25 protein-coding genes are annotated in these 26,815 nt (G+C 64.6%); 8 read left to right on the top strand and 17 right to left on the bottom strand.

Annotated elements, in window-relative coordinates; genetic code table 11:
* Positions 1-12 precede the first annotated feature (12 nt).
* The 8 genes from AC1VVK_RS21400 to AC1VVK_RS21365 all read right to left on the bottom strand — a co-directional run bounded on the left by AC1VVK_RS21400 (position 13) and on the right by AC1VVK_RS21365 (position 6,736).
* The gene (locus AC1VVK_RS21400) at positions 13-1,638 is read right to left on the bottom strand and encodes an MFS transporter (RefSeq protein WP_482905217.1); all 1,626 of its coding nucleotides are present in this window, start codon (positions 1,636-1,638) and stop codon (positions 13-15) included.
* Between the two features lie 34 nt (positions 1,639-1,672).
* Entirely contained in the window at positions 1,673-2,662 is a 990-nt protein-coding gene (gene glsA, locus AC1VVK_RS21395; protein ID WP_482905216.1) for a glutaminase A, read from the bottom strand.
* Positions 2,663-2,840: 178 nt separating this feature from the next.
* Positions 2,841-3,947, bottom strand: coding sequence for an NAD(P)/FAD-dependent oxidoreductase (locus AC1VVK_RS21390; protein ID WP_482905215.1), 1,107 nt, complete (start codon positions 3,945-3,947; stop codon positions 2,841-2,843).
* A gap of 68 nt (positions 3,948-4,015) precedes the next feature.
* Positions 4,016-4,423, bottom strand: a complete 408-nt coding sequence (locus tag AC1VVK_RS21385; RefSeq protein WP_132386052.1) for a VOC family protein — start codon at positions 4,421-4,423, stop codon at positions 4,016-4,018.
* Positions 4,420-4,938 (bottom strand): helix-turn-helix transcriptional regulator, encoded by a 519-nt coding sequence (locus tag AC1VVK_RS21380; RefSeq protein ID WP_482905214.1) that lies wholly within the window; start codon positions 4,936-4,938, stop codon positions 4,420-4,422. The genes AC1VVK_RS21385 and AC1VVK_RS21380 overlap by 4 nt, the downstream gene beginning before the upstream one ends.
* A gap of 67 nt (positions 4,939-5,005) precedes the next feature.
* Positions 5,006-5,422, bottom strand: a complete 417-nt coding sequence (locus AC1VVK_RS21375) for an acyl-CoA thioesterase (RefSeq protein WP_132386050.1) — start codon at positions 5,420-5,422, stop codon at positions 5,006-5,008.
* Positions 5,423-5,526: 104 nt separating this feature from the next.
* The gene (locus AC1VVK_RS21370) at positions 5,527-5,934 is read right to left on the bottom strand and encodes a GlcG/HbpS family heme-binding protein (protein WP_132386049.1); all 408 of its coding nucleotides are present in this window, start codon (positions 5,932-5,934) and stop codon (positions 5,527-5,529) included.
* A 151-nt stretch (positions 5,935-6,085) separates the two neighbouring features.
* The gene (locus AC1VVK_RS21365; RefSeq protein ID WP_482905213.1) at positions 6,086-6,736 is read right to left on the bottom strand and encodes a TetR/AcrR family transcriptional regulator; all 651 of its coding nucleotides are present in this window, start codon (positions 6,734-6,736) and stop codon (positions 6,086-6,088) included.
* 149 nt (positions 6,737-6,885) lie between these two features.
* Between AC1VVK_RS21365 and car the strand changes: the two genes are divergently transcribed.
* The 7 genes from car (at position 6,886) to AC1VVK_RS21330 (ending at position 17,910) form a co-directional block, all read left to right on the top strand.
* The gene (gene car, locus AC1VVK_RS21360) at positions 6,886-10,434 is read left to right on the top strand and encodes a carboxylic acid reductase (RefSeq protein ID WP_482905212.1); all 3,549 of its coding nucleotides are present in this window, start codon (positions 6,886-6,888) and stop codon (positions 10,432-10,434) included.
* The gene (locus AC1VVK_RS21355) at positions 10,431-11,162 is read left to right on the top strand and encodes an enoyl-CoA hydratase/isomerase family protein (RefSeq protein WP_482905211.1); all 732 of its coding nucleotides are present in this window, start codon (positions 10,431-10,433) and stop codon (positions 11,160-11,162) included. Before car ends, AC1VVK_RS21355 begins: the two co-directional genes overlap by 4 nt.
* Positions 11,163-11,372: 210 nt before the next feature.
* The gene (locus AC1VVK_RS21350) at positions 11,373-12,419 is read left to right on the top strand and encodes an alpha/beta fold hydrolase (RefSeq protein ID WP_482905210.1); all 1,047 of its coding nucleotides are present in this window, start codon (positions 11,373-11,375) and stop codon (positions 12,417-12,419) included.
* A complete protein-coding gene (locus AC1VVK_RS21345) occupies positions 12,419-12,925 on the top strand; it encodes a cytochrome P460 family protein (RefSeq protein ID WP_482905209.1) in 507 nt (168 codons plus the stop codon). The genes AC1VVK_RS21350 and AC1VVK_RS21345 overlap by 1 nt, the downstream gene beginning before the upstream one ends.
* A gap of 413 nt (positions 12,926-13,338) precedes the next feature.
* The gene (locus AC1VVK_RS21340) at positions 13,339-14,190 is read left to right on the top strand and encodes a TauD/TfdA dioxygenase family protein (protein WP_482905208.1); all 852 of its coding nucleotides are present in this window, start codon (positions 13,339-13,341) and stop codon (positions 14,188-14,190) included.
* A gap of 5 nt (positions 14,191-14,195) precedes the next feature.
* Positions 14,196-15,182, top strand: a complete 987-nt coding sequence (gene epsC / locus AC1VVK_RS21335; protein ID WP_482905207.1) for a serine O-acetyltransferase EpsC — start codon at positions 14,196-14,198, stop codon at positions 15,180-15,182.
* 346 nt (positions 15,183-15,528) lie between these two features.
* A complete protein-coding gene (locus AC1VVK_RS21330) occupies positions 15,529-17,910 on the top strand; it encodes an arylsulfatase (RefSeq protein WP_482905206.1) in 2,382 nt (793 codons plus the stop codon).
* A 61-nt stretch (positions 17,911-17,971) separates the two neighbouring features.
* Here the strand turns inward: AC1VVK_RS21330 and AC1VVK_RS21325 are convergent, their stop codons facing one another.
* The 4 genes from AC1VVK_RS21325 to AC1VVK_RS21310 form a co-directional block, all read right to left on the bottom strand.
* Positions 17,972-19,123 (bottom strand): sulfotransferase family protein, encoded by a 1,152-nt coding sequence (locus tag AC1VVK_RS21325; RefSeq protein WP_482905205.1) that lies wholly within the window; start codon positions 19,121-19,123, stop codon positions 17,972-17,974.
* 148 nt (positions 19,124-19,271) lie between these two features.
* A complete protein-coding gene (locus AC1VVK_RS21320; protein WP_482905204.1) occupies positions 19,272-20,027 on the bottom strand; it encodes an SDR family NAD(P)-dependent oxidoreductase in 756 nt (251 codons plus the stop codon).
* A 15-nt stretch (positions 20,028-20,042) separates the two neighbouring features.
* Positions 20,043-21,347: an acyl-CoA dehydrogenase family protein gene (locus AC1VVK_RS21315; RefSeq protein WP_482905203.1), complete on the bottom strand. Its 1,305-nt coding sequence runs from the start codon at positions 21,345-21,347 to the stop codon at positions 20,043-20,045.
* Between the two features lie 42 nt (positions 21,348-21,389).
* Positions 21,390-22,454, bottom strand: coding sequence for a phosphotransferase family protein (locus AC1VVK_RS21310; RefSeq protein WP_482905202.1), 1,065 nt, complete (start codon positions 22,452-22,454; stop codon positions 21,390-21,392).
* Positions 22,455-22,589: 135 nt separating this feature from the next.
* Between AC1VVK_RS21310 and AC1VVK_RS21305 the strand changes: the two genes are divergently transcribed.
* Complete coding sequence (locus AC1VVK_RS21305; RefSeq protein ID WP_482905201.1) at positions 22,590-23,486, top strand: helix-turn-helix domain-containing protein; 897 nt, start codon at positions 22,590-22,592, stop codon at positions 23,484-23,486.
* Here AC1VVK_RS21305 and AC1VVK_RS21300 read toward each other — a convergent pair.
* The 5 genes from AC1VVK_RS21300 to AC1VVK_RS21280 all read right to left on the bottom strand — a co-directional run bounded on the left by AC1VVK_RS21300 (position 23,453) and on the right by AC1VVK_RS21280 (position 26,800).
* Entirely contained in the window at positions 23,453-24,277 is an 825-nt protein-coding gene (locus AC1VVK_RS21300; protein ID WP_482905200.1) for an SDR family NAD(P)-dependent oxidoreductase, read from the bottom strand. The genes AC1VVK_RS21305 and AC1VVK_RS21300 overlap by 34 nt on opposite strands.
* Complete coding sequence (locus tag AC1VVK_RS21295) at positions 24,274-24,624, bottom strand: hypothetical protein (protein WP_482905199.1); 351 nt, start codon at positions 24,622-24,624, stop codon at positions 24,274-24,276. Before AC1VVK_RS21295 ends, AC1VVK_RS21300 begins: the two co-directional genes overlap by 4 nt.
* Entirely contained in the window at positions 24,621-25,814 is a 1,194-nt protein-coding gene (locus AC1VVK_RS21290) for an aromatic ring-hydroxylating oxygenase subunit alpha (protein WP_482905198.1), read from the bottom strand. Before AC1VVK_RS21290 ends, AC1VVK_RS21295 begins: the two co-directional genes overlap by 4 nt.
* An 80-nt stretch (positions 25,815-25,894) precedes the next feature.
* Positions 25,895-26,488, bottom strand: coding sequence for a TetR/AcrR family transcriptional regulator (locus AC1VVK_RS21285; protein WP_482906732.1), 594 nt, complete (start codon positions 26,486-26,488; stop codon positions 25,895-25,897).
* A 45-nt stretch (positions 26,489-26,533) separates the two neighbouring features.
* On the bottom strand, positions 26,534-26,800 hold the full coding sequence (locus tag AC1VVK_RS21280; RefSeq protein ID WP_482906731.1) for a metal-sensing transcriptional repressor: 267 nt from the start codon (positions 26,798-26,800) through the stop codon (positions 26,534-26,536).
* Between the last annotated feature and the right edge of the window lie 15 nt (positions 26,801-26,815).

The following is a 26,815-nucleotide window of genomic DNA, read 5'->3' as shown; positions in this document are numbered from 1 at the left end:
GGAAGCGCGCAGTCAGGAATCCGGCGATGGATCGGGAACTTCACCCTCAAGGTAATCGGGCAGGCGACCCGCCGGCACGATCCCCAGGAACGCGATCCCCGCCATCAGCAGCAGCCCGACCTTGAGCGCCCAGAGCCGCGCCTCGGTATTGATGAGCAGCGCCTTCGCACGTTGCTCTGGCGAGGCGGTGGTATCTGCCAGAACGGTTTCGAGATGATCGTTGCTCACGAAGTTGATGTTGCCAAGGTCAAGCTCCGAGGCCACCTCCTCCGTCAGAATGGGGCTTCCGGCCAGGCGGGTCATGACAGTCGCGCTGAGCAGCGCGACCAGCAGCGCCCCGGCGACGGCCGTCCCCACGGCGCTGGCCAGATTGTTCGTCGTGCCGCGCAAGGCGCCCACGTCGCCCGCCAGCGACGCGGGAGAAGCCGTGACCAGCACGTTGAACAGCAGCGTTACCAGCGCGCCCTGCCCTATTCCGAAAGCCACAAGCCCGATCAGCACCGGCCCCGAACTCCAGTCGTTACGAACCACGAAGGCCAGCCAAAGCAGCGCGGCGGTGCAGAAGCAAAAGCCCAATCGGCCGATCGTGCGCGGGGTAAGCCGCTTGTAGAAACGCACGACAAGAATCGCGGCGAAGAACACCGTCAGGTTGAACGGCAGCATCGCCACGGTTGTCGCCCAGGCCGAACGGCCCTGCACGATCTGGATGTAGAGCGGAATCGTGAAATTCAGCATCGCTTCCAGTGCGACCACCGCGAACATGGCGTAGACCGCAGCGCGCTCCAGCGGTGAATCGATGACGGCCAGCGCCAGCAAGGGCGTCTGCCCGGCCCGTTCCCGCCGGCGGGTCCAATGGAAGAAGGTCTGGCCAAGCACCACGCCCACAAGGATCAGGAACGGCGCGGGTGACAGGCCCAGCACCGCAAACGGGGCATTGGGGGTCGCCGTCACAGTGCCCCACCCGTTGAGATTGTTGAGGCCGAACGTGATCGACAGGATCGATGCAGCGGCAAGCACCACACCGACGCCGTCGATCCGGATATCGGGATCGCCCTTGTCCTTGCGCAGGCGAAAGCTCAGCAGGAAGATCACCACGGCCAGGATGACCATGAGCGCGAAAGCCGGGCGCCATCCGAAATTCGTGCCGAGAAAACCGCCGATCAGGAATGCCGAGACGCCCGCTCCTGCCCGCGCCGATCCCAACGTACCCAGCGCGATTGCCTGTTGCACGCCCCGGTAATTCTCCGCGATCAGCGCCACCAGCGCGGGAACGAGTACCGCTGCCGCCGCCCCGCTGAGCGCCTGCGCGAAGATCATGAAACTGGCCGATGGGCTCAGCGTCATTACCAGTTGTGCCAGCCCGAACAGGATTACCATGGTGCGGAAAATGAGCACCGAGCCGAACCGCTGGTTGAGCTTCGCGCCCAGCATCACGAAACCGGCCACGATCGAGGAATACATGACAATTCCGGTCGCCACCGTGGTGGGCGGCACGCCGAAGGATTCGACCATCCCGCCCATCGCGACGGGCAGCGACGCCACATTGTAGGACATCATCGCCTGCGCCAGCGCAATCGCGACCATGGGGACCCATGATCGCTTTTCGTCCTGATCGATCCTCGGCGGCGCGTCGGTCATATGCACTCCTTTGCTGCGAGAGACGAGACGAGCCCTAGTTTTCGGGCCCGGACGAAAGAAACAGGTCCATTCCAAGCTGCCCGGACAGGTATTTCGCCGCGAGTTGGCCGCGCACGCTGTTTCCCGCCGGGTCCAGCAGCGGGGAGAATGTCCCGAGCCCGCCTTTGCCCGGCGATACCGCCACGAGGCCGCCGCCGATGCCGCTCTTTCCCGGCAGGCCGATTTCGTAGAGCCAGTCTCCCGAGGTTTCGTAGAGCCCCGCCGTCGCCATTACGGCCAAAGTGTAATGGCATGTCATCTGGTCGACGACGCGCCTGCGGGTCACCGGATTGACACCCCCGTCGGCAAGCGTGGCGCCCATCACCGCAATGTCCCTCGCCGTAACATCGAGCGCGCACTGCATCGTGTAGATGTCCAGCGCCTCCATCGGATCGCAATAGACGCGCCCGTTGCTGTGCAGGAGCTGCGCGATGCCGCGATTGCGCAGATTGGTTTCGCGCGCGCAGGCCAGTACTTCGGCGTTCAGCGCAAGTTCCCGTCCGGCAAATGCCGAAAGGCCGTCCAGAACGAAGGCCCACTTCACCTCTACCGTGGCGCCGGGCACCAAACTGGTGGTGGCGATGGCGCCGGAATTGACCATCGGGTTGGTGCGTCCATCGACGTTCATGTCGAACGGCACTACCGAATTGAAGGCAAAGCCGGTCGCGTTCACGCCGATCCTGTCCCGCGCCGCCGCCGGTCCGATCTGCTGGCACACCAGAGCGAAAACGAACGGCTTGGAGACGCTCATGATCGTGAAGTCATGATCGGCATCGCCCACGGCGTGAACGGAGCCGTCGGTTCCCACCATGCAGAGACCAAACAATTCGCGGGGAACGCGTGCAAGTGCCGGATAAGTCCGCGAGCAGGCGCCATCGTCATTGTGCCGGAACAGGTCGTAAGACCGCTCGATCAGGCGCTGCACCTGCGACGAAGGAGGAAGGTGCCCGGTGGAAACAAACGGCGTGTCTGCCTCTTCCTCCATGGTATCGGATCCTGCCTGTGAACCGGGGGACGGGTTCTGTCGGTATTCAGGGAATCGAGAACTTGGATCGTAGCGCGTGTCTGCCCGACGTGTACCTGCGATCTGTCAGCACATTGGCAGTATCTGGAACAGCTTATGCGAAATTGGCAGTCTTCGCACGGCCTAAAGCCAAGATCCGTCAGCCGTACGCGCGCGGCCCGACCATCGCCGCCACTCGCGCGGCAATCGCCAGCGATGCGGTGAGCCCCGGCGATTCGATCCCGAACAGATTGACAAGGCCCGGGAGCCCATGAACCTCTTCGCCCTGCAGCACGAAATCTGCAGTTGCCATGCCGGGCCCGGCCAGCTTGGGGCGGATTCCGGCATAAGCGGGCTGCAAGCGTTCCTCCTCGACTTGCGGCCAGATCCGGCGAGCCGCCGCAAGGAATTCCGGTTTCAGCGCTGGGTCGACAGTATAGTCGATCCCATCGACCCAATGGATATCGGGACCGAACCGCGCCTGTCCGCCAAGGTCCAGCGTGAAATGGGTGCCGAGGCTGGCCGGCCCCGGCACCGGGTAAATCAGCCGCGTGAACGGAACCCGCCCGGAATAGGAGAAATAGCAGCCCTTGGCGAAGAAAAGCGGCGGGACCAGCGCCGGATCGAGCGCCTCTATCGTCTGCGCCAGCGCCTGCGCGCCCAAGCCGGCAGCATTGACGAGGATCGGTGCCGATAGCCGCGTATCGCCGATTTCCACCACCCAATGCGAGCCCACCCGGTCGATATCGCCCACCGGCGCATCGCATACCAGCATCGCCCCATGCGCTTCGGCCTCGCCCAGCAATGCCAGCATCAGTTCGTGCTGGTCGACGATGCCGCTGGACGGTGAGTGGATCGCCCCTGCGCAGTCCAGTTCCGGCTCGATCGCGCGGGCCTCTGCGGGGCTGAGCCGCACGAGATCGTCCACTCCCGCCGCCGCGCCGCGCGCCATCACGGCGTCGAGCGCGGGGAATTCCTCCTCGCTCCCGGCGATAATGAGCTTGCCGCAGCGCCGGTGCGCAACGCCGCGTTCCTCGCAAAAGTCGTAGAGAAGGCGGCGCCCCTCAACGCAGAGCGCCGCTTTCAAGGAGCCATCGGGATAGTAGAGCCCGGCGTGGATCACGCCGCTGTTGCGGGAGGACGTAATCGTGCCGAACTGCCGCTCACGCTCAAGGATCATCACCTCGTGACCGGCAAGCGCCAGTGCCCGCGCGACCGCAAGACCGACCACCCCCGCCCCTACGACAATCGCGCCGACTTCATCCATCCGCCGACTTTAGGACAAGTAGCGGAACATGAAACGCATTTTGCGAGGCATGCGGGAATTTCCGCGGATTACGCGCCCGACTGGATGATCTTCCAGCCGTTTCCGGACGGATCGCGGAAATTGGCATCGACATTGCCGTAGCGCGCGATGGGTTCCTGCGTGAACTCGACGCCCCGCTCGCGCAGCCGGGCATATGTCGCGCGGCAATCGTCAACCGCCATGACCAGAGGCGGCATCGCCCCCTTGGCCACCAGTTCGCATAACGCCTGCGCGGTGGCTGGATCATGCATCGGCGCTTGCGGGCGGAACAGGCCGAGCTGGAACGACGGCTGCTCCGGATGCTGCACGGTCAGCCAGCGATAGTCGCCGTTGCGCTGATCTGTGTGGACCTGAAAACCCAGCTTTCCCACATAGAATTCGTGGGCCTCGTCCTGATCGCGGACATATAGGCCGACTACCTGAATTGCATCACTCATGGGACCTCCATTGCTTGAGACCCGGCTGACTTATCGCTGCATTCCTGCCTGCGCTTCTCCAAAACTGCTATGGTGAGATTCGGCCGGTGCGCCGCGCTGAGATAGCAGGCTGGAATGCGCCCGAAGCCCTCCAGCGCGGCCTGTTCGCGGATCCGGAAGGCGCCCGGGTTCTCCCCCACCACGTCGCGAAACGTGCGCCCGAAAGTGCCGAGACTGTTCCAGCCCGTCTCGAAGGCAATCGCGGTGACGGCCAGATCGGTGTCACGGAGCAAGGCCTTGGCCCGCTCGATCCGCCGGGTCATCAGATAACGGTGCGGCGGCATGCCGAAGGCCTGCCGGAACGAGCGTGCGAAATGGGCTTCGGATACGCCGCTGACGCTGGCGAGCCTCTGGATCGGCCAATCCTCGTGCGACAGCGCATCCATGCCGTCCTTGGCGCGCAGAAGTCGGCGCAGCAGCAAGGCGTGGTAGTTGGCGGAGGCAGGGCGCGCGCCTGTGGGGTGGTCGGATGCCATGCACCCAACCTAGCCGTCTAACGAGATCGGGCCAATACTGGCGGAAGCTGCACGCCGCTCAGGCCAATCAGGCCTGTTCGGCTTCCTCGACCGAGAAAAAGCGCTGGATCACGTCGCGGGCAAGGCGCGCGGGACGCTTGGTGTCTGCATCGATGCAGCACCAGCTCGATTTGACTTCGGCCAGCACTTCCTCGCCGCGACGGATCACGGTTTCGTAGAAGGCGCGCGCGCCCTGCACCTTTTCAAGGAGCACCGTGGCGATCACGTCGTCTTCCAGGAAGGCAGGCCTGCGGTAGGTGATCTCGTGCTTGATCGCGACCCACAAGTGCTGGGCGATCGCCTCAGCCGGGGCAATGGCGCGCCAATGGTCCAGCACCGCCGCCTGTACCCATTTCAGGTAGCTGGCATTGTTGACATGACCCATGAAGTCGATGTCGTCAGGATCGATGCCGATCGGGAAGCGGTAGGGAATCGCGTAGTTCACCTATACGTCAATAGCACCTCGGCGATGCGCGAGATAGCGGCATTTGGAGGTAATCCCTCCGCCTTTCAGGAAGCCGCGCCGACCCGTGCCGGCGCGGCCTGAAATCAGGCAATAATCGCCGCGATACCCGCGCGCGCGATCTGCGCGTCCTGGTGCGACTTGACGCCCGACACGCCCACGGCGCCGACGAAATCGCCATCGACGACGATCGGCACTGCGCCTTCCAGCAGCGCCTCCAGCGAGGGAGCCGAAAGCATCGCCACGCGGCCATCGGCGACCATCTGTTCGTAATTCCCCGAATCGCGGCGGCCCATGATCGAGGTGACCGCCTTGCTGGGCGCCATGTGCGCGGTGCTGGCAGAAGCGCCGTCCATCCGCAGCAGGCCGAGCGGGTGGCCTCCGTCATCGACCACGGCGATGGTCACGGCCCAGCCATTGGCCTGGGCCTCAGCCTCGGCGGCGGCCAGGATCGCCTTGACGTCGGCGGCTTCGAGACTGTGTTTGGTTTTCATGCTATCCGTTTCCATTCCGGGCGCGGGCCCTGCGGCCCGGCGCATCTGTGATGAGGCAGCCGGCTCTTAGCACTGCGCACGCGCCATTCCAGAACGATTGCGTTCGCTTCGGCGCGCGCCCGCGATGCAACATCTCAATTGGCACGCTCGATCACCGGCTGCCGCTGCGCGCGAAGCCTCCGGTGAGCACGCGATTGAACTGCTCGGCGACGGGCGCCAGATCGCCCGGCTGTTCACCCAGCCATTGCTGCATGGCCACCGCGAACATCATGCCGAAGCCCGCCAGCCCGACGAATTCCGGGTCCACGCCCTCCTTGACCAGCGGTTCGAGCACGGCTCCGCGCTTGCGGATGAGCGGCTCGATGTGATCGCGGTAGAGCCGCCGCCCCCGCTCCAGATCGGAAAACAGCGCCGTCACCAGCAGCGGCAGCGTTTCCTGCATCGCCGCGAGATGCTGCATGGTGGCAGGCTGTGCCAGTTTGCCCATCTCCTCAGGCGTTTCTGCCGCCTGATAGACCTCGACCCGGCCTTGCACGACACGCAGTGCCTGGATCAACGGTTGCAACACAGCTTCCTCGAACAGCTTCTCCTTGGTGGGGAAGTGTTTGAACAGGGTGGCCTGATTGACGCCCGCAGCCTCGGCAATGTCGCGCGTGCGGGCGCCGGCAAAGCTCGACCGGACGAAGGCCTCCCGCGCGGCAGCCATGATCTCCTGACGGCGCTCGGCACTCGGCCGATAGACCCGCCGCGGCGACAATTCCCCAGCCTGAGTCTCGGTATCGCCGGGGGAAGAGAGCGGCATCGGGCATCCTGTGAGACAAGCAAATTGACTGGCGCGGCGATAGCAAACGACCCTCGCCAAAACAAGCAACCAGTCACTTGCTTTCATTCGGATGACTCGTCACCAATCGTGCAAAGCCCCCAACGGGCGGCACGATGATGGAGTGATGCATGACGACGGCTACGATCGATACGCCCGTCAAGGGCGCGCTGTTCACCGGCGGCGCGACCACCGACTGGGGCAAGGCGCGCTTCGAGCTGCTCGTGGCCGAGGATGCGCAGTTCCGCGACGCCCTGCCCCGCGCCGCCGTCACCGAAGCGAAGTGGCAACCGGGTCTGCGGCTCGCTCAAGTCGTGCAGACCGTCATGGAAGGCTATGCCGACCGCCCCGCCATCGGCCAGCGTGCACGGGAATTCGTGACGGATGCCAGCAGCGGACGTGCATCGACCCGCATTCTCGGCCATTTCGAAACCTGCACTTTCGGCGAGCTGTGGTCTCGGGTGAAAGCAACCGCGACGGAATGGCACCATCATGCCGGGCATCCGGTGAAACCGGGTGACTTCGTGGCCATCCTTGGCTTCGCCAGCGCCGACTATGCCACGCTCGCGCTGGCGAACATCTACCTCGGCGCCGTCAACGTGCCCTTGCAGGCGACCGCTCCAGCCAGCCAGCATGCCGACATCATTGCCGAGACGGAGCCGAGCGTCCTTGCCACCGGCATCGAATATATTGACTCCGCCGTTGAGGCGGTGCTGTCCGGCACCGTCCCTCCGCGCCTGATCGTGTTCGATTACGAGCCGCGTGACGACACCCAGCGCGAGCGCTTCGAAGCCGCTCGCGAGCGGCTGAAAACCGCCGGTTGCCCGATCGTCGTCGATACGCTGCAAGACGTGATCGCACGCGGCCGCTCGCTGCCCGAAGTGCCGCTCCACGTCTCGGAACAGGACGATCCGCTGACCTGGCTGTTCTATACGTCTGGCACCACCGGCACCCCCAAGGGCGCGATGATTGCCGAGCAGACCATCCGCAACACCTGGCTCTACGCGGCGGAAAAACCCTCGATCACGCTCAGCTTCATGCCGATGAGCCACATGGTCGGCTATGGCTATCTCTTCCTTGCGCTCGCGAACGGCGGGATGAGCTTCTGTTCGCCGAAGAGCGATCTTTCGACCCTGTTCGAGGATCTCACCATGGCGCGCCCGACCATGGCCTCGCTGGTCCCGCGCGTGTGCGAAATGCTTTACCAGCACTATCTTGGAGAAGTGGACCGCCGCATCGCCAAGGGCGCCGAAGAAGCCGCTGCCCAGCATGAGATCAAGCTGGAGATGCGCGAAAAACTGCTGGGCGGCCGATTGCTCTCGGTGGGCTGCGGATCGGCGGTGCTGTCGCCCGAAGTGCATCAGTTCATGCTGTCGATGCTCGGCATCCATATGGCCATCGGCTATTCCTCCACCGAAATGGCAACCGCGACCGTGCTGGTGGACGGCAGGATCCAGAGTCCGCCGGTGATCGACTATAAGCTCGCCGACGTGCCGGAACTCGGCTATTTCACGACCGACAAGCCCTATCCGCGCGGCGAATTCCTGGTGAAGATCGCCAAGTTCATGGACGGCTATTACAAGCGCCCCGATCTTACGGCGGAAAAGTTCACCGAGGACGGCTTCTATCGTTCGGGCGACGTCATGGCGTTGACCGGGCCGGACCAGCTCATCTATCTCGACCGCGTGAACAACGTGCAGAAGCTGTCGCAAGGCGAATTCGTCGCCATCGCGCGGCTGGAGGCGCTCTATACGCAGAGCCCGGCGATCCGTCAGATCTACGTCTACGGCAGCAGCGACCGCGCCTTCCTGCTGGCAGTCGCAGTGCCGTCGGCGGAACTGACGGCCCAATATGCGCGAGGTGGCGAGGCAGCCGATCGGGTCAAGTCCGCAATCCGCCGCGCCTTGCAGGAGGTTGCCGAAGAATATGGCCTTGCCAGCTATGAAGTCCCGCGCGACTTCCTGATCGAGACCGAGCCGTTCAGCTCCGAAAACGGATTGCTCACCGGCATCGGCAAGTTCAGCCGCCCCAAGTTCAAGGACCGCTATGGCGCGCGCCTTGAAGCTGTCTATGCGCAGATCGCACAGGATCAGGTCAGCGAGCTGCGGGCACTGCGCAACGGGAGCACGGATCGGCCGGTGATCGAAACGGTCGCCCGCGCGGTGAAGGCCACGCTGGGCGTTGCGGAAACGGATGTGACGCCGCAGTCGCGCTTCACCGACCTAGGCGGGGATTCGCTTTCCGCCCTCTCCTTCTCGATGCTGCTCGAGGAGATCTTCGGCGTCGAGGTGCCGGTGGGCGTCATCATCAATCCCGCCGGCGACTTGCGCCTGATCGCCGACTACGTGGAGGCGCTGCGGTCGGGCAGCACCCGCCCGAGCTTCGCGACGGTCCACGCGGCGGAGGGCACCACGATCCGTGCCGCCGACTTCAAGCTGGAGAAGTTCATCCCGGCCGAGATACTCGCCGCCGCCCCCCGCCTTCCGGGCCCGGTCGAGACTGTCCGGACCGTGCTGCTGACCGGCTCCACCGGCTTCCTCGGCCGCTTTCAGGCTATCTCGTGGCTGGAGCGGATGGCGGAGAGCGGCGGCAAGCTGATCCTCATTGCGCGCGGCGCCAATCACGCACAGGCCTTGCAGCGGGTGGAGGAAGCGCTGGATAGCGATCCCGCGCTGCTTCGCCATTTCCGGGCGCTGGCCAAGGACCATCTCGAAGTGCTTCCGGGCGATCTGGGACTGCCCGGACTCGGACTGGACGAGGCGACGTGGAACCGTCTTGCCGAAACCGTGGACCTCATCGCCCACACTGCCGCGCATGTGAACCATGTGCTGCCCTACAACCAGCTGTTCACCGCCAATGTCGGCGGCACGGCGGAACTGATCCGTCTGGCCCTGACGCGCCGCCTCAAGCATTTCGACTATGTCTCGACGCTCGGCGTGATGGCGCTGGCCGGGCGCCCGGTGGGCGAGGACGGCGATATTCGCGAGGCGATCCCCACCGCCGAACTCAGCGATGACTATGCCAATGGCTATAACATCAGCAAATGGGCCGGCGAAGTGCTGCTGCGCGAGGCGCATGACGTGTGCGCCTTGCCAGTCAGCGTTTTCCGCCCCGGCATGATCCTCGCGCACAGCCGCTATGTGGGCCAGCTCAATGTGCCCGACATGTTCACGCGCCTGCTCTACAGCCTCGCGATCACGGGTGTCGCACCTGCGACGTTCTATGCCGAGAACCTCTCCGGCGGCCGCCCCGTCGCGCGGTACGAAGGGATTGCGGTGGACTTGCTGGCGGACGCGATCACGGCGATCGCCCTTGCCAACCGGGAAGGCTTCCACGCCTACAACCTCGCCAATCCGCATGACGACGGAGTGTCGCTCGATACTTTCGTGGATTGGATGATCGAGGCGGGCTGCGAGATCGAGCGGATCGACAGCTATGCCGACTGGCTTGCGCGCTTTGAAACGGCGATGAACGCCTTGCCGGAAGAAGCGCGGCACCAGTCCCTGCTCGCGATCATGGAGCCCTACCGGCGTCCGCAGGCGGCGGTGGCGAAGTCCTTCGTGCCGGTCGAACGCTTCCAGAGCGCGTCCGAAGCGGCGGGTCATGCAATACCGGGCATTTCGGCCGGGCTCATCCACAAATATGTCGATGATCTCAAGCAGATCGGCTTCCTGAAGTGAGCGGCGCGTCCGTTCTCTGCGCGGTCGTGGACCGCGTTCATACCATCACGCTCAACCGGCCGGAGAAGCTGAACGCGCTGACAAGCGAGATGTTCACCGCGCTCGGCGAGCACCTCCGGCACGGGATCGAAGGCGCGGCATGCGTCCACCTCAAGGCCAATGGCCGCAGCTTCTGCGCGGGGCATGACCTTGACGATCTTGCCGCCACCGAAAGTTATGAGGTGGAGCGCTTTGCCAACGACGTTATCGAGCGGCTTGCCGGCCTGCCGGTGCCCGTCGTCGCCTCGGTTCAGGGGCATTGCTTTACGGGCGGGCTCGAACTGGCGCTGGCGGCGGACATCATCATCGCTGCCGAAACGGCCGAGTTCGCAGACACACACAGCAAGTGGGACCTCGTGCCGATCTGGGGCCTGACCCAGCGGCTCCCTCGCCGCGTCGGTTCATACAAGGCGATGGAACTGATGTTCACCGGACGGCGGTGTCGCGGCCCGGAAGCGGAGGCCATCGGGCTCGCCAACCGCTGCGTTCCCGACGGGGAGTTGGAGCAGCACGCCAGCGCACTGTGCCAATCGATCCTTGCCAACAGCGCGCGGTCGAACCGCGCCATCAAGAAGCTGGTGCTGGAGACGGACGGCATGTCCCTCTCGCAGGGGCTTGCGTGGGAACTGCACCGGACAGAGGGGCACGGCCCCGATTTTCAAGCGAAGCTGGCCGGGAAACGATCCTGAGGCCGTCTGCGATCATCGCGACGCACGGCGGTAACTCCCACACTTTGCCCGCGTTCGCCCGGTCCTGTGCTTCCTGACACGGTTTCCCCCCGGCAAATCGAAGTGTGCTGACTGACACAATCTCATGACACATAACGGGCGCTCTGCGGCGGCTCGCCGTAATCAATGAGGGCGGGCCGCGCATCGGCGGTCACGGAAGGATGATCGGACATGAATTTCACCCCACCTCCCGGCAAGATTGAAACCGGGCGGCGCCACTTCCTTGGCCTTGCTTCCACGGCCGTGGCCGCTGCCGCCTTCCCGGCCATATCTTCGGCCGCCGTCCCGGCAGCGGCGCCTGCTACCGGCAGCATCGGCGGATCGTTCGGACCGGTCAGGCAGATCGATGCCGGGCCGCTGAATATCGGCTATGTCGAAATGGGCCCGGCCAAGGGTAACCCGGTGCTGCTGTTCCACGGCTGGCCTTACGACATCCATGCCTTCGCGGACTCCGCGCATATTCTGGCGGCCAAGGGCTACCGCGTCATCGTGCCCCACTTGCGCGGCCATGGCACCACCCGGTTCCTTTCCGCCACCGCCCCGCGCAACGGCCAGCAGGCCGCCATCGCGACGGACGGCATCGCGCTGATGGACGCGCTGGGCATCAAGCGGGCGCTGGTGGCCGGGTTCGACTGGGGCGCGCGCACCGTCAACATCATGGCCGCGCTCTGGCCTGAGCGCTGCAAGGCGATGGTCTCTGTCAGCGGCTATCTGATCGGCAGCCCCGCCGTGAACGCCAAGCCGCTGCCGCCCAAGGCAGAGCTGCAATGGTGGTACCAGTTCTACTTCGCGACCGAACGCGGCCGTGCCGGCTATGCAGCCAATACCGAAGACTTCGCGCGCCTGATCTGGCAGACGGCCTCGCCCCGCTGGAACTTCGACGACGAGACGTTCCACCGCACGGCGGCCTCTTTCGCCAATCCCGACCACGTCGATGTCGTGATCCACAACTACCGCTGGCGCCTCGGGCTCGCGGATGGCGAGCGTCAGTACGACGCCGACGAGGCGAAACTGGCGGCAGGTCCCGCCATCACGATCCCGACGATCACCATGGAAGGCGATGCCAACGGCGCCCCTCACCCCGATCCCGCAGCCTATGCCGCCAAGTTCAAGGGGCCTTACGCCTTCCGCCTCATCAGTGGCGGCATCGGCCACAACCTGCCGCAGGAAGCGCCCGAGGCTTTCGCACAGGCCGTGATCGACGTGGACAAGATGTGATGCCGCGCATCTCGCGAATGGTGCTTGTCGGCAGCAGCGCGCTGCTCGCCGCCGTTCTTGGGGTTCAGGCCGGTGCGGAAGGTTCCGCGCCGGTCTCCCCGATCTACGGTGTCGCGCTTCCCAAAGGATACCGGAGCTGGGAGCTGATCGCCCCCGCGCAGGAAGCCCCGCCGCTGGACGAACTGCGCACGACGCTTGGAAACCCCACGGCCATGAAGGCCTATCGCGCCGGGACACAGCCGTTTCCCGATGGCACGGTGCTGGTGAAACTGGCGTGGAAGCACGTCCAGTCGCCCGAGTTCGCTCCCGCCTCGATCCCGGGTGCGGCGACGACGGTGCAGGTCATGGTCAAGGATTCGAAGCGCTATGCCGCGACTGGCGGCTGGGGCTTCGGCCGCTTCGTGAACGGTCAGCCGGTGGACGCCGCGCAGCATGAGACCTGCTGGTCCTGCCACCAGTCCCGGGCCGCCGGTCACGACTTCGTGTTCACCCGCTACGCGCCCTGATCGCGGAGCGAAAGCCCCGCGACGCGGGTCAAGACCGCCTTCGCCCGGCCATAGAATTGGTTTGCGGCAGGATGCCTCTTGCCAGCGGCGCGGGCGCTTGACGCCGCAATGTCAATTAAATAGGTTGAGAAACAGGACGAGGGGATACTGGCTCGTCTCAATCACGCTCCCATTTCGGGGAGCACATCTTCCAGTCCGCGGCTTTTGATCGGGAAGCAGCTTGCTCCGCGTTACCAACGGCTAAAGCGCGCGACGCCAAGGCGACATCGCCAGGCTTCGTGTTCCCCAGCACATAGGGGTGATGCGATGCGTATCGGCTTTTAGAAATGACGCGTGCCTGCGGGGCCAGATCCCGTTCAGGCCGCAGGCGCTCGATTACCCCCGTATTCCGTCAGCCCGGAGCAGATCACGGCATGACCATTGAAATTCGCAAGCACGGCCGCGTCGGCGCCGAAGTTCTCGGCATCGACCTCGCCCGTCCCATTCCCGACGAAGACTTCGCGCGTGTCCGCAGCGCATTCGCGGAGCACGGCGTGGTGTTCTTCCGCGACCAGTCGATCACCGAGCCACAGCACATCGCCTTTGCCCGGCGCTGGGGCCCGATCAACATCAACCGCTTCTTTGCCGCGCATCCGGACTATCCGGAAATCGCGCTGGTGGTGAAGGAGCCCGACCAGCAGCACAATATCGGCGGCGGCTGGCATACCGATCATTCCTATGACCTTGAACCCGCGCTCGGATCGATCCTGGCGGCGCGGGAATTGCCGCCAGAGGGCGGCGCGACGGCCTTCGCATCGATGTATGCGGCCTACGACGGCTTGCCGGAATCGCTCCGGGCCCGGATCGAAGGCCGCCGCGCGGTCCATTCCGCGCGCCATATCTTCGGCAGCAAGGCCGTAGCCTACGAAGCCTTGCAGGACACCCGCAGCGATGGCCGCATCGGCAATTCCTCGGCGGCGGACGTGCTGGACGATCCCGTGCACCCGGTAATCATCACCCACCCGCTCAGCGGCAAGCGTGCGATTTATGTGAATCCCAGTTTCACGCTGCACATCCTCGGGCTTGCGGAAGAGGAATCGCGCGATCTGCTTCAGGAGGTCTACGCGCACTGCCAGAAGCCGGAGTTTCAGGAAGACTTCCACTGGCGCGAGGGTTCCATTGCCTTCTGGGACAACCGCGCCACCTGGCACTATGCCTACAACGACTACCACGGTCACCGCCGCGAAATGCACCGCATCACCATCGAAGGCGTAGCGTTGGGATAGCCATCATGAGCGCGCGAGAGGAACCACAAGGCATCATCGATACGGGCGCATCCGGCACGCATGCCGGTAGCGGATCGGAGGAGGATTTCTGGCACGTGGGCGATATCGTCCGGGAGCTTGCCGATATTCGGCAGGACTGGCGCTCGGTAAACACCCAGCATGCCGAGCACGGCGTGGAGGGTTTCCCCTCCCGCGTGCGTGTCGCCAAACTGGCGGACGAGCTGTGCGGGGCACTCTTCCCCTTGCGGCTCGGCCCCGATTTCGTGCGGCGCCATAACGAGGAGACTTTCGTCACCCAGTCCTTGCAGATCGCGCTGAGCCGTCTGCAAGCGCAGGTTCGGCTCGAACTGGCCTATTCCAGCGCGCAGGACCGGCAGGCGGACGAGATCGTGCTGGCCTTTTCCCGCCAGCTTCCGGCGATCCGCCGGATGCTCGATCTCGATCTGGAGGCAGCCTATGCCGGCGATCCTTCGGCGCGCAGTCTGGACGAAGTGCTGATCTGCTATCCGGGCCTGCTGGCGATCATCCATTACCGGCTCGCCCATGCGCTCCACGGGCTGGGTGCACCTCTGGTCGCGCGCATCCTGACCGAGATCGCGCATGGCACCACCGGGATCGATATCCATCCGGCCGCGCAGATCGGCCGGGGGTTCTTCATCGATCATGGTACCGGGGTGGTGATCGGGGAGACTGCCGTGGTGGGTGACAACGTGCGCATCTATCAGGGCGTGACGCTGGGCGCGAAGGCCTATGCACCGGACGGTTCGGTCGCCGCCGCCAAGGCCAGCCCGCGCCATCCGATCGTCGAGGACGATGTGGTGATCTATGCCGGGGCGACGATCCTTGGCCGCATCACCATCGGCAAGGGCTCGGAGATCGGCGGCAACGTCTGGCTGACGCACGGCGTGCCGCCGCACAGCATGGTCTATCAGGCCCGCGAGCACGTGGTCACCGGCAAGACCCCGGCGCTCAAGGGAGATCCGCTCAACTGATAGCTTGGCAATGCAATTCGCGGGGGAAGTCTGGCCGGCTGCTCCCGCTCTGTTTCGAAACTACCGGCCCGCGGCATTTGATCGGGATGCAGCTTGCTCCGCGTCACCAACAGCTAAAGCGCACGATGCCCGGGCGACAGCGCCAGCGTCGTGAATTCCCTCCATGGATGAGGTGAACGATGCGCATGATGTCTATCCTTAGCTGACGAGCAGCGCCCGGCCGGAGCCATTCCGCCTGCCGCGCCGCACTCCCGCGCCTCCCCTTCTCCACCTCCAATTCCGAATCCGGAGCGCCTTTTCATGCGCGCCGGACACGACATCACGCGACAAACCCGAAGGATACTCCATGCGAATTTTCACCCGCGCGGCGTTGCTGCTCGCCGCCAGCGCTCTTTCTTCCGGCGGCCTGACGTCCGCCGCCGCGGCGCAGGACAGCGCCGCCCCCGCAGCCTCGATCGGCGGGCCCCAGACCTTCACCGGCCGGATCGGCCTGACCCGCGCCGATTCCGCGCCTGCCTTCCCCGCGCAGGCGCAGGCTCCAAAGGGCGCGCCCAATGTGCTGCTGGTGCTGCTCGACGATGCGGGCTTTGCCGCAACGTCCGCGTTCGGCGGCGTCCCGCGCACACCGGCGCTGGAAAAGCTGGCAGCACAGGGCGTTCGCTATAACAGCTTCAACACCACCGCGATCTGCTCGCCCACCCGCGCCGCCCTGCTGACCGGGCGCAACCACCACGAGGTCGGCTTCGGCAACCTTGCCGACATCGCTGCCGGGTTCCCGGCCTACAACTCGATCTGGAACCCGGACACCGCCTCGGTCGCCCGCATCCTGCAAGGCAACGGCTATTCCACGGCCGCTTTCGGCAAATGGCACAACACGCCCAAGTGGGAGATTTCGGCGGCCGGTCCGTTCAACCACTGGCCCACCGGCCTTGGCTTCGATCACTTCTACGGCTTCATGGCCGGTGACGACAACCAGTGGGAGCCGCACCTCTTCAACGACACCACGCAAGTTCCCGCCGCCACCACGCCAGAGCAGGGCTATCACTTCACCACCGACCTTGTGAACAAGGCCGTCGGCTGGGTGGACGATCACGAGGCGGTCGCGCCGCAGAAGCCCTATTTCCTCTATTTCGCGACCGGCGCGGTACACACGCCGCACCACGTGCCGCAGGAATGGATAGACCGCAACAAGGGCCGCTTCGATCAGGGCTGGGACAAGTACCGCGAGGAAACCTTCGCGCGCCAGAAGAAGCTGGGCATCATTCCCGCCGACGCCAAGCTGACGCCGCGCCCCGAAGGCATTCCCGCGTGGTCGAGCCTGTCGACGGATCAGAAGAAGGTCTATTCGCGCCAGATGGAGGTCTTTTCGGCCTTCATGGAGCAGACCGACTACGAAGTGGGCCGCCTGATCGACACGCTGCGCGCGCGTCCCGGCGGCGACAACCTGATGGTGATCTACGTAGTGGGTGACAATGGCGGCAGCGCCGAGGGCGGGCTCGACGGCAGCATCGGCAATGAGGCCACCGCCAATGGCGACATTCCCAAAGGCATCGACCCGCAACTGGCGCAGCTCCAGAAGCTGGGCGGGCCGGACTTGTCCAACCACTATTCCGCCGGCTGGGCCTGGGCGACGACCACGCCATTCCAGTGGATGAAACAGGTCGCCTCGCACTTCGGCGGCACGCGCAATCCGCTGGTGATCTCGTGGCCAGGCCATACCAGCGACCCGGCGCACATACGCGGCCAGTTCGGCCACGTGAACGACATCGCGCCGACTATCCTCGACGCCGCACACATCTCGTTCCCCAGTGAAGTGGACGGGGTGAGGCAGATCCCGTTCGAAGGGCACAGTCTGGTGGCAACGTTCACCAATGCCAAGGCACCGGAAACGCACACCGAGCAGTATTTCGAGATCTTCGGAAACCGCGCGATCTACAAGGACGGCTGGATCGCCGCGGCCAAGCGCAACTACCAGCCGTGGAACCTGCTCCACGACCTGCCCAAGGTGTTCAACGACGATACCACGAACGACCGCTGGGAACTCTACGACGTTGCGCATGACTACAGCGAAGCCAACGACCTTGCCGCCAAGTACCCGGAAAAGCTGGCCGAACTGAAGGCGGAGTTCGTCAAGGAGGGCCAACGCAACGGTGTGTTCCCGTTGGTGCCGCTGCCTGTCGGTGCCCCGGCGCTACTCGATCCGACGCGCAAGAGCTTCGTGTTCCAGCCGGACATTTCCGGCCTGCCGCTCAATGCCCTGCCCGACCTCGGCAACCGGGCGCATAGCCTGACGGTGAAGATCGAGGGCGATGCGGGCAGCGCTTCGGGTGTGCTGGTGGCCGAAGGCGGGCGGCTTGGCGGCTTCGTGCTCTATGTGAAGGACGGCCATCTCGCTTTCGAGAACAACGCCTATGGCCAGCGCCGTGATACCGTGGTTTCGACCGCTACTCTGCCACAAGGCCCGGTGACGGTGGGCTACGACTATGTGCCGGTGCCGAGATCGGGTGGCCCCGCGCTGTTCCCGGCGCCCGGTGCGGGCACGATCCGGCTGCTGATCGACGGCAAGCCGGTGGGAGAGGCAAAGATTACCGACTTCCCGACCTCGCCCGCCGCGTTCAGCGAGACGTTCGACATCGGGCAGGACCGCAACTCGCAGGTGAGCGGGGAGGCCGATGCCCGCAAGCCGTTCAGCGTGAAGCTCGGCGAAACGCGGCTGGAACTGAAGTAAGAAAAACCCTCGCGCGGCTGTTCGTCAGCCGCGCGAGGGTGTTTTCAGGCCCGGATCAGTCTCAGGCGGGGTTCATCGCCACGTCGTAATCGGCGCAATAGTCCGCAAAGCGCTCGCGGATGGCTCCGGCGGTCAGGCCGTAATCGGCAAGGTCGTACGTGTGCTTGCCGAAACGGTCCTTGGGCTTGGCCTCCATGTAATGCTGCATGTTAGCGGCGGCCTCGGCGCTCAATTCATCGCCGAAGTGCGCATAGAGCTTGCGCATCGTGCCCAGCGGGTCCCGGATCTGCTCGGTGTACAGGATATCGTGGATCGCATCGCGGCCATGACGCTCGCGGAAGGCATTCTGCCGGGCGATCATCACTTCGAACGTTTCGACCATTTCGCGGCCCAGCGCTTCACGGTCCACGGTATCGCTGAACATGCGGCGCACGTTCCAGACCAGACTGCATGCGGAGCCCACCACTTCCACCGGATCGCGGTGCGTCATCACCAGACAGGCGTCGGGATAGACCTCATGCAGCGCATCGAGATAGAGCGGATGCCACGGGTTCTTCAGCGTCCAGCGGCCCGGCGCGTTCGACTGAAGCAATTGCAGCAGGCGCTTCTGATAGCGGAAAGCAGGCAGATAGTCCGCCTTGTCCAGGAACCAGCGGTGATAGCTGGGAATGTTGTACTGCGAATCAAACACTTGCGAAACTAAGCTGGGCGCCATCGAGAACTGGCACTCGCACGGGCTGTCGCCATCCTCGTGATGGATTGCCGAGATATGGGGCATGACTTTCAGCGAGTGATCGATCTGCGCCTGCGCGGCTTCGTAACGCGGGCCTGCGTGGAATTCCTCGGGCTTCGGCGGCGGCACGGAGGCGAAGGCCTCCCAGCGCAGGAAGCAGCGGCGCGCGGGGTCCTCGTTGAGCAGGTTGATCGTCAGCGTCGTGCCCGTGCGTGGCAGGCCGAACACGAACGTGGGCCTGGTCACGGGCTGGTCGAGAATCTCGGGATGGCGCGCCAGCCAGTCTTCCACCCGCATGCGGTTGGCAAGGTATTCGGTGACGTTGCGCGTGAAGACGGCAAGGCCCATCGGCGTCAGGTCCGCCTCGGTCTCCACCGCTTCGGTCAGGATCCGCAGCGGTTCGCGGATTTCCGCGTCATCCCAGGTGGTGTTTTCGGAACGCTCGCGCGCGCCGGTGATGATCGTATCGGCAAGTGACATCAGGGGCTCCCCCACTTGTTCTGTGAATTTGACGCTCCATTACCACGACAGTCGCCTCCGGCATTCCGACAGGGGCAATTCATCGATAGGGCGATTGAACCGCCGCCGGAGCGAAGACCGCGCTGTCCGGCAATCACGCCCGCGGCGTTCATCCGCGCGAAATCAGATGCCCACCGTCAACGGCGAGGCAGGCCCCGGTGACGTAAGAGGCCAGATCGCTCACCAGATAGACCACGGCGCCGACGATCTCCGCCGGCTCCCCGCCCCGGCCGAGTGGCTGGTTCTTGCGGGCATGGTCGGCAAAGCCTTCGGAGCGGGACCATGCCTTGGTGCCGTCGGTATGGAACGGCCCGGGCATCACCGTATTGACGCGCACCGTGGGGCCATATTCCTTGGCGAAGCTTTCGGTCAGCGTGTTGAGCCCGGCCTTGGCGGCGGCATAGGGCGCGAAATAGGGCTCGGGCTTGCGCGATCCACTGGAACTGACGTTGACGATCGCCCCGCCCCCGCGCGCCACCATCTGCGCGCCGAACAGCGCCGAAAGCCGGAACGCCGAGCGCAGGTTGACCGCAAGGATGTGATCGAACGCGGCCTGAGAGGTTTCCAGCGAGGACGGTTCCACCGGCGACTTTCCGGCATTGTTCACCAGAATATCCGCCCCGCCCCAGCGCTCGGTCACTTCAGCGAAGAGGCGGTCGCAATCGTCCCACGAGGCCGCATCGAAAGCATGGGCGGAGGCGCGGCCGCCCAGAGCCTCTATTTCCGCGACCAGCGCCTCACAGCTCTCCCGCTTGCGGCTCGCCACCGCAACTGCCGCACCGGCCTCTACCAGCCCGAGCGCGATCGCCCGGCCCAGCCCCCGGCTCCCGCCGGTAACGACGGCGACGCGGTCGGTGAGATCCATGGTAATCGCCATGGCTCAAGCCGCCAGTTCGCGCTCGATTTCAGCCAGTTCGGCGGCATAGCGGGCCTCTGCGTCGGCCGTGCGGCTGGGGATGTGCTCGCTGGGGAACAGTCCCTGCGCCGGGGCGGTCTGCTTCAGCAGCGCATTGGCGATCTGCACCTGATGCACTTCGGTCGGCCCATCGGCCACGGAGAGCATCGGCACGCCCATCCACATGCGCGCCAGCGGCGTCTCATGCGTGGTACCAAGCGCGCCGTGAAGGTGGACGGCCCGCCGCACGATGTCGTGGTAGACGCGCGCCATCGCCACTTTGGCCATGGCGATATGCATGCGCGCGGCGCCGTGCGGCTGAGTATCGATGATCCACGCGGCCTTCAGCACCAGGAGGCGATACATCTCCAATTCCAGCGCGCTGTCCGCGATCATCGCCTTAACCAACTGGTGATCGCCAAGCTGGCGACCCTGCGTGCGGCGGGAGACCGCGCGTTCCTGCATCATCTCCAGCGCGCGCTGGCACTGGCCGACCACGCGCATGGCATGGTGGATGCGCCCGCCGCCCAGCCGGGCCTGCGCCAGCTTGAAGCCCTGCCCCGGCCCGCCCAGCATGGCATCGAGCGGCACCCGCACCTTGTCGAACCGCAGATAGGCGTGATGGCCGTGATCGACAGGATCGTTCATCCCCGCCACGTCCCGGATATCGACCAGCCCCGGCGTGTCCGAGGGGATCAGGAACATCGACATCCGCTCATGCGGCGCGTTTTCGGGATTGGTGACGACCATCGCGATCACGAAGGAGGACACCTTGAAGTTGGAGGCGTACCACTTCTCCCCCTCGATCACCCATTCCTCGCCCTCCCGCCAGGCGCGGCAAGTGAATTCCTTGGGATCGGCGCCCGCCTGCGGCTCGGTCATCGCGTAAGTCGAGAAGATTTCGCCATCGAGCAGCGGCTGCAGATAGCGCGCCTTCTGCTCGGGCGTGCCGAACATGGCCAGGATTTCGGCATTGCCGGTATCGGGCGCCGCGCAGCCGAAGATCACCGGGCCCCACGACGTGCGGCCAAGAATCTCGTTCATCAGCGCCAGCTTCACCTGCCCATAGCCCTTGCCGCCCAGTTCCGGCGTCAGGTGGCAAGCCCAGAGCCCCTGCGCCTTCACTTGCGCCTGAAGCTTCTTCGCCATGGCGCGGGCCTTGCGGTTGCGGATGTTGAACTGCTCGCTGCCCTGCGGGAACAGCAGGTCCATCGCCTCCACTTCCTCGCGCACGAAGCCGTTCATCCAGTCGAGCTTTTCCTGAAATTCAGGATCGGTCGAGAAGTCCATGTGATCCTCATCCTCAAATGTCGTGACTGTGTCTGGCGGGTCTCAACCCGCTATGATCTGGCGCGCCTTGGTCATCAGCCAGGTGGCATAGCCGTGGACCGATTCCCCCACATTGGCGGGCACCTTCCCGGCCTTGGAAGCGGCGTATGTGCCCTCCAGCAGGCAGGCGAGCTTGTAGCAGGCAAGCGCGAAGAACCACGGCATATCGCTCATGTTCCGCCCGCTGAGCGTGCCGTAGAGTTCCACCAGTTCCCGCCGCGCCAGGAAGCCGTCCCAGGGCCGCACCATCGGCGCCTTGCCTTCGGGATCGCCGGCTTCCGACCAGCTGGAAAGGATCCAGCCCAGATCGAGCAGCGGATCACCGAGCGAAACCAGTTCCCAATCAAGCACGCCGGAAATCTTCGGCGCCTTTAGCGAGAACATGACATTGGGAAACTGCATGTCGCCGTGGACCAGGCCGATCCGGCGATCGGTCGGCAGATTGTCACCCAGCCAGCGGCCCACCTCATCAACATGCGGCAACTCGCCCGGATCGTAGCCCGGCGTTGCAGCATAGCCTTCAAGCTGGGATCTCCAGCGCTCGACCTGCCGTTCGTGCCACTGGTCCGGCTTGCCAAGATCGGCAAGGCCCGCCGCGACATGATCGACCGCGCCCAGCGCCGCCGCCGCCTTGACCAGCTCCTCGCCCATAGCCCGCCGCCAGCCGGAATCGGTGGCATATTGCCCGGGCAACTCGCCCGACTGCGCAAAGCCTTCCAGCGGTTCCATCAGGAAGAAGCACGCCCCGATCACATCCGGATCGACGCAGGTTGCCAGCACGTGCGGATGCGGCACCGTGCTGCCTTCCAGCGCGGTCAGCACGCGGGCCTCGCGCAGCATGGTCTCGTTGCTCTTGGGCTTCAGGTGCTTGCCAGGGCGGCGCAGGATCAGGTCTTCGCCGCCCCGCGTAATCAGGAAAACACTGTTCTGAAGGCCGCCCGTAAGCTTGCGAACAGCCGTTACGGGGCCACTTCCCGGCACGTCCTGCGCCGCGATCCATTCGTTCAGGCGCGCCCAATCGATCTGGCCCCCGAAGTCGTCGAGCGCTTCGGCCATTTGCTCTGGCATGGCATCCTCCAGTGTTCTGTCTTGTTCGCCAGTCTGCGGATCGCGACGCCCTTCCGCAATCGGGTCGTGCATCCCGATCTGGACGCAAGGCGGAAATTTAGCCAAATTGCGACGCGGTATTGGGACACGAAGAGCATGGACGAAGCAAGCGGAAGACGCGGACGATCAAGGGCGGGCGCCGACCTCAGCTTTTCCTCGGCAGAGGTCACCATCGTCCATGGCAGCCTCTCGAACGACGGGGAGTCGATGCTGGCCAGCGATCATGCGCTGCTCGACTTGTGCGTCACCCCGCGCCCCGCCAATGCGCAGGGCGCATTCGCCCATCACCGGTTCGAGAGGTTGGGCGATATCCTCTTCGTACCGCCGGGCCATCCGCTCCAGATGAGCTGGGAGGGCGCCGACGTGCAGCATTCGATCCGCTGCGAACTCCGCGGACGACTGGCGCAGCACCGCTTTGGAGAGCGCATGAAGTGGACGGCGCCGCGCCTTTCCGCCGCGCTCGATATCGGCAGCCAGACCGTGCGCCTGCTGCTGCGCCGTCTGGCCGAGGAAGCGCGAACACCGCGCCGGGATTCCAAGCTGCTGGTCGGCTCCATCGCGACGCAACTGACGATCGAACTATGCCGCTATTTCGAGGAGATCGCCGAGGAAACCGCGCACGGCGGCCTTGCACCCTGGCGCCTGCGCGTGATCGACGAGCGGCTGGAACGCGATGCCATGCCGCCGTCGCTGGAGGAACTGGCCGGGCTGTGCAGCGTCTCGATCCGCCAACTTACGCGGGGCTTTCTCGGCAGCCGGGGCTGCACGGTGGGACAATACGTTCACCACCACCGGCTGGAAACGGTAAAACGCCTGCTCGCGACGCAGGAGAGCATCAAGCAAGTGGCCGATGCGGTGGGCTTCGCATCGACCTCCAGCCTTGCCCATGCCTTCCGCCGCGCCACTGGCCTGACACCCCGTCAGTACCAACAGCGCATCTGGCGGTCGCAGGAAGCGGCTCAGCCTTTGGTGGCCGTAAGCCCCGTACGGTAATCGGGCTGCGCGGGCTCACCGAAAGCGGCGAGAATCCGCTCCTGCCGCGCGCGCACGCCCTCGCGATAGTCGGGGTGGGTGACGATGTAAGGTTCGTCGTTCTCCACCGCCCGCACCACGGCGCGGCCGAGCCAGATCGCTTCCATCATGTTCGCCTCGATCGCGGCCCTGCGCGCGGGATCGCCCGCGCTCACCTTGCCAAGATCGGCTTCCGACATGCGGCTGCGCGTCAGCCCGGGAAACAGCGTGGAAACGCCGACGCCTTGCGGCGCAAGTTCGTCCCGCAGAGCGTCGGAAAGCGCCAGAACCGCGAATTTGCTGGCCGAATAGGCCGCGAAGCTGGCGAAGGGGCTCAGTCCGTTCATCGACGAAGTATTGACGATATGCCCCTCTCCCCGCGCCGCCATGGCCGGGCCGAACGTCTGGATACCATTGTAGACCCCGGTCACGTTGATCGCCATGACCCGCTCGAATTCCTCAGGCGATATGTCGAAAAGCGGCTTGAAGCCGGTGGAAATGCCCGCGTTGTTGCAGAGCACGTCAACGGCGCCGAAGCGAGCCTCCGCCTCCACGCGTGCCGCCTCCCAGCCTTCCAGCGACCGCACGTCGAGCGGCAGCGTGAAGACCTCGACATCACTGGGGAGTTTGGCAGCTTCCTCCTGCGCGAAGCCATGGTCGATATCGGCCAGCACGATGCGCGCGCCGCGTTCGGCGAAGGCCTGCGCCATGCCGCCACCGATCCCGCCACCACCGCCGGTGATGAAGACGGTTTTGCCCTGAAGGTTCTTCATGCCGCTGTTCTCCTGTCGGTCGCGGATCGGGTGATGTGCAGCCGATCACGCAAGGGTGCGCTCTTGATTTCGTCTGGCCCCTGAATTTCGACCGCCAGTGCGACGTGGGCCAGCGAGTACATCAGGTCCATCAACCGGCGCTCCTGCGGTGCGAGGTCCGCCATTGCGCAGCCGTCGAGCGCGGCCAGCGCAGAATCGAGCAGCGGCGCGGCCGCCGCGAAGAACGCCGCGCGCTGCTCGGGACTGGAGGCGGAGCGCATCGCCGCACGCTCGGCGGTGGTGGCAAGCGCCCATGTTGCCATGAACGGCTCCAGCGTTTCGAAGCCGGAAGGAAGCTGCGCGCTCATATCGTCTCTCCCATTTCGCGCGCATAGTCACGGACACGCTCGTTCACGCTGTTGAACAAGTGGCGGCACAGCGCCTCCATGTGCTGGAAATGGATGTGGCTGATCGCGCCGCTTTCCAGCCCGCGCTGGCCGCGTTCGATCATGTCGATATCCTCGGCATGGATGTCGCGGATCTGGCAGAGCGAATATTCGCGCGCGAAGCTCTCGCTGGCGTCGGCGTCCTCGCCCGACCAATAGACCCGCACCACCCCGCGTGAGCGGTTGGCCGCGATCGGATAGACCGTGTGCGAGAACGGCTGCGTCGGCGTGCCGATCATGAAGAGGTTGGGGAAGAACGCCAGATAATCGCGCCCATGGGGCAGATCGAGCAGCCCCCGGCGCATCAGCGCGGGAATGCCCTTCATCGAGGCTTGCCGCTGGAACGGCTTCAGGTCCGGCGCGGGGTTCGACCAGATCCGCTGCGTGCGATGCGGCCCGCAGAAGCCGACACTCGCGGGATAGCCGAACTGGTTCTCCGCCCCGATCGCCGCGCCGCCCGAGCGCGGGTGGATGAAGCGCAAATGGTAGTTTTCCTGGAAATTGTCGTACGTCAGCTTCCAGTTCGCGTCGATCTCGTACGTATACTCGCTGAAAGTCGTGGCACGGGCGACGGGCATGGCCTCAAGCCGCTCCGCATAGTCGCCCAGCCATTCGCGCAAGGGCTGCGCCTGCGGATCGAAGTTCACGAACAGCATGCCGCCGCATTCCGCAAGGCTGACCTGCGGCAGCGCGCAATCCTTCTTGTCGAGATGGAACCCCTCGAAATCGGGTGCGGACAGCAGCGCGCCGTCGGTGCCGAACGTCCACATATGATAGGGGCAGCTGAACTTCGCCTGCCGCCCTGCCGCTTCAGCCACAAGCTGGGTGCCGCGATGGGTGCAGACATTGTGGAAGGCGCGGATCGCACCGTCCCGCCCGCGCACGATTAGCAGCGAGGCTTTGGCGAATTCGAGTTCCCTTCGCACGAAACTGCCGGATTCCGGCAGCTCGCAAACGTGGCCGACGTGGATCCAGCTCTTGAGGAAAACCGCCTTGCGCTCAAGCTCGAACCAGGCGGGGTCATAATAAGGGGCGGCCGGAACGGGATCCGTTCCAAGCCATGCCACGTCATCGGCCGGAATAGGCCGATAGGCTGGTGCTGCCACATTCACAGGTCGATTCCTCTCGGTTCTTGTTTGCCACGTTTCTAACGCGGAACCGATTCGATTCTCAACACTGTTGCTTAAACTTTTTACATGCGCAGCAATCCGTCACGGCGAAGCATGCGCTGATGCTCGGCGCGGAAGCGCTCGATGACGGTCTCGTCATCAAGGTCGGGGCGGACGCTGTTGCGAAACACGCGGGGACCGATGATCGCGGAGGTCAGCAGCATCGTGCAGTAGACTTCCACGTCGATTCCGCTGTCCGACAGGGTCGCCTTGTTTGCAGCGATGAACTCATCCCATTTCGGATAGTTTTCGCGGATATCTCCGGGAGCAATGAAGTTCTCGATCCAGAGCTTTACCAGATCCGGATTTTCGAGAACGAAGCGCGCGATAAGGTCGATCCGCTCGGGCTGCGGGCGAGAGGCGGTGAAACCTTGCACGATCTGCTGGGAAGACCACGTGCTGACCGCTTCCAGCAAGGACTCGCGATCGGCGAAATGGTAATAGACGGTTGCCCGGTTCAACCCCAACGCCCTGGCCAGCGCGGTAATCGACAGCGCCTCGACGCCTTTCTCCGAAATCAACCGCACCGAAGCCTCGATCAGCGCCTGATGCGTGGATTCGTAGCTCTTGTTACGGCGGGTCCGGCCGGGCGAAGGAGGCGAAGGGGATCGGGTCATGCCTTTTGCATGCCCCAACTTGCCCTCGCGGGAAAGACCGCTGCGTCAAAGGTATCGTGCCAATTCCGAGAGTTCGAGCAGCACCTTGCGCGTTTCGGGGCTCAACTCGCCCACTGCCGCCTCCAGGTGATGCTCGATGTAATGCGATACCAGCGTGGTGCGCGCCTTGTTCAGCGCGGCAATCACGGCCTGCAACTGCTGCGCGATCTCAAGCGCGCTGCGGCTTTCCTCGATCATCGACGTGATCCGGGCAAGGTGCCCGTTCGCCCGCTTCAGCCGATTGACCAGTGCCTTATCGGTAGCATGACTCATCGATCGCCCTTCTTC

The sequence above is a fragment of the Novosphingobium sp. BL-S-32 genome (assembly GCF_056857055.1).
Note: the sequence above shows the minus strand (reverse complement) of the source record. Positions and strands in the feature narration are given on the sequence as shown.

Bases quoted from the DNA above. Each gene is read 5' to 3' on its own strand.
- AC1VVK_RS21400 (WP_482905217.1), bottom strand. From the start codon at position 1,638: ATGACCGACGCGCCGCCGAGGATCGATCAGGACGAAAAGCGATCATGG.
- glsA (WP_482905216.1), bottom strand. From the start codon at position 2,662: ATGGAGGAAGAGGCAGACACGCCGTTTGTTTCCACCGGGCACCTTCCT.
- AC1VVK_RS21390 (WP_482905215.1), bottom strand. From the start codon at position 3,947: ATGGATGAAGTCGGCGCGATTGTCGTAGGGGCGGGGGTGGTCGGTCTT.
- AC1VVK_RS21385 (WP_132386052.1), bottom strand. From the start codon at position 4,423: ATGAGTGATGCAATTCAGGTAGTCGGCCTATATGTCCGCGATCAGGAC.
- AC1VVK_RS21380 (WP_482905214.1), bottom strand. From the start codon at position 4,938: ATGGCATCCGACCACCCCACAGGCGCGCGCCCTGCCTCCGCCAACTAC.
- AC1VVK_RS21370 (WP_132386049.1), bottom strand. From the start codon at position 5,934: ATGAAAACCAAACACAGTCTCGAAGCCGCCGACGTCAAGGCGATCCTG.
- AC1VVK_RS21365 (WP_482905213.1), bottom strand. From the start codon at position 6,736: ATGCCGCTCTCTTCCCCCGGCGATACCGAGACTCAGGCTGGGGAATTG.
- car (WP_482905212.1), top strand. From the start codon at position 6,886: ATGACGACGGCTACGATCGATACGCCCGTCAAGGGCGCGCTGTTCACC.
- AC1VVK_RS21350 (WP_482905210.1), top strand. From the start codon at position 11,373: ATGAATTTCACCCCACCTCCCGGCAAGATTGAAACCGGGCGGCGCCAC.
- AC1VVK_RS21345 (WP_482905209.1), top strand. From the start codon at position 12,419: ATGCCGCGCATCTCGCGAATGGTGCTTGTCGGCAGCAGCGCGCTGCTC.
- AC1VVK_RS21340 (WP_482905208.1), top strand. From the start codon at position 13,339: ATGACCATTGAAATTCGCAAGCACGGCCGCGTCGGCGCCGAAGTTCTC.
- epsC (WP_482905207.1), top strand. From the start codon at position 14,196: ATGAGCGCGCGAGAGGAACCACAAGGCATCATCGATACGGGCGCATCC.
- AC1VVK_RS21330 (WP_482905206.1), top strand. From the start codon at position 15,529: ATGCGAATTTTCACCCGCGCGGCGTTGCTGCTCGCCGCCAGCGCTCTT.
- AC1VVK_RS21325 (WP_482905205.1), bottom strand. From the start codon at position 19,123: ATGTCACTTGCCGATACGATCATCACCGGCGCGCGCGAGCGTTCCGAA.
- AC1VVK_RS21320 (WP_482905204.1), bottom strand. From the start codon at position 20,027: ATGGATCTCACCGACCGCGTCGCCGTCGTTACCGGCGGGAGCCGGGGG.
- AC1VVK_RS21315 (WP_482905203.1), bottom strand. From the start codon at position 21,347: ATGGACTTCTCGACCGATCCTGAATTTCAGGAAAAGCTCGACTGGATG.
- AC1VVK_RS21310 (WP_482905202.1), bottom strand. From the start codon at position 22,454: ATGCCAGAGCAAATGGCCGAAGCGCTCGACGACTTCGGGGGCCAGATC.
- AC1VVK_RS21305 (WP_482905201.1), top strand. From the start codon at position 22,590: ATGGACGAAGCAAGCGGAAGACGCGGACGATCAAGGGCGGGCGCCGAC.
- AC1VVK_RS21300 (WP_482905200.1), bottom strand. From the start codon at position 24,277: ATGAAGAACCTTCAGGGCAAAACCGTCTTCATCACCGGCGGTGGTGGC.
- AC1VVK_RS21295 (WP_482905199.1), bottom strand. From the start codon at position 24,624: ATGAGCGCGCAGCTTCCTTCCGGCTTCGAAACGCTGGAGCCGTTCATG.
- AC1VVK_RS21285 (WP_482906732.1), bottom strand. From the start codon at position 26,488: ATGACCCGATCCCCTTCGCCTCCTTCGCCCGGCCGGACCCGCCGTAAC.
- AC1VVK_RS21280 (WP_482906731.1), bottom strand. From the start codon at position 26,800: ATGAGTCATGCTACCGATAAGGCACTGGTCAATCGGCTGAAGCGGGCG.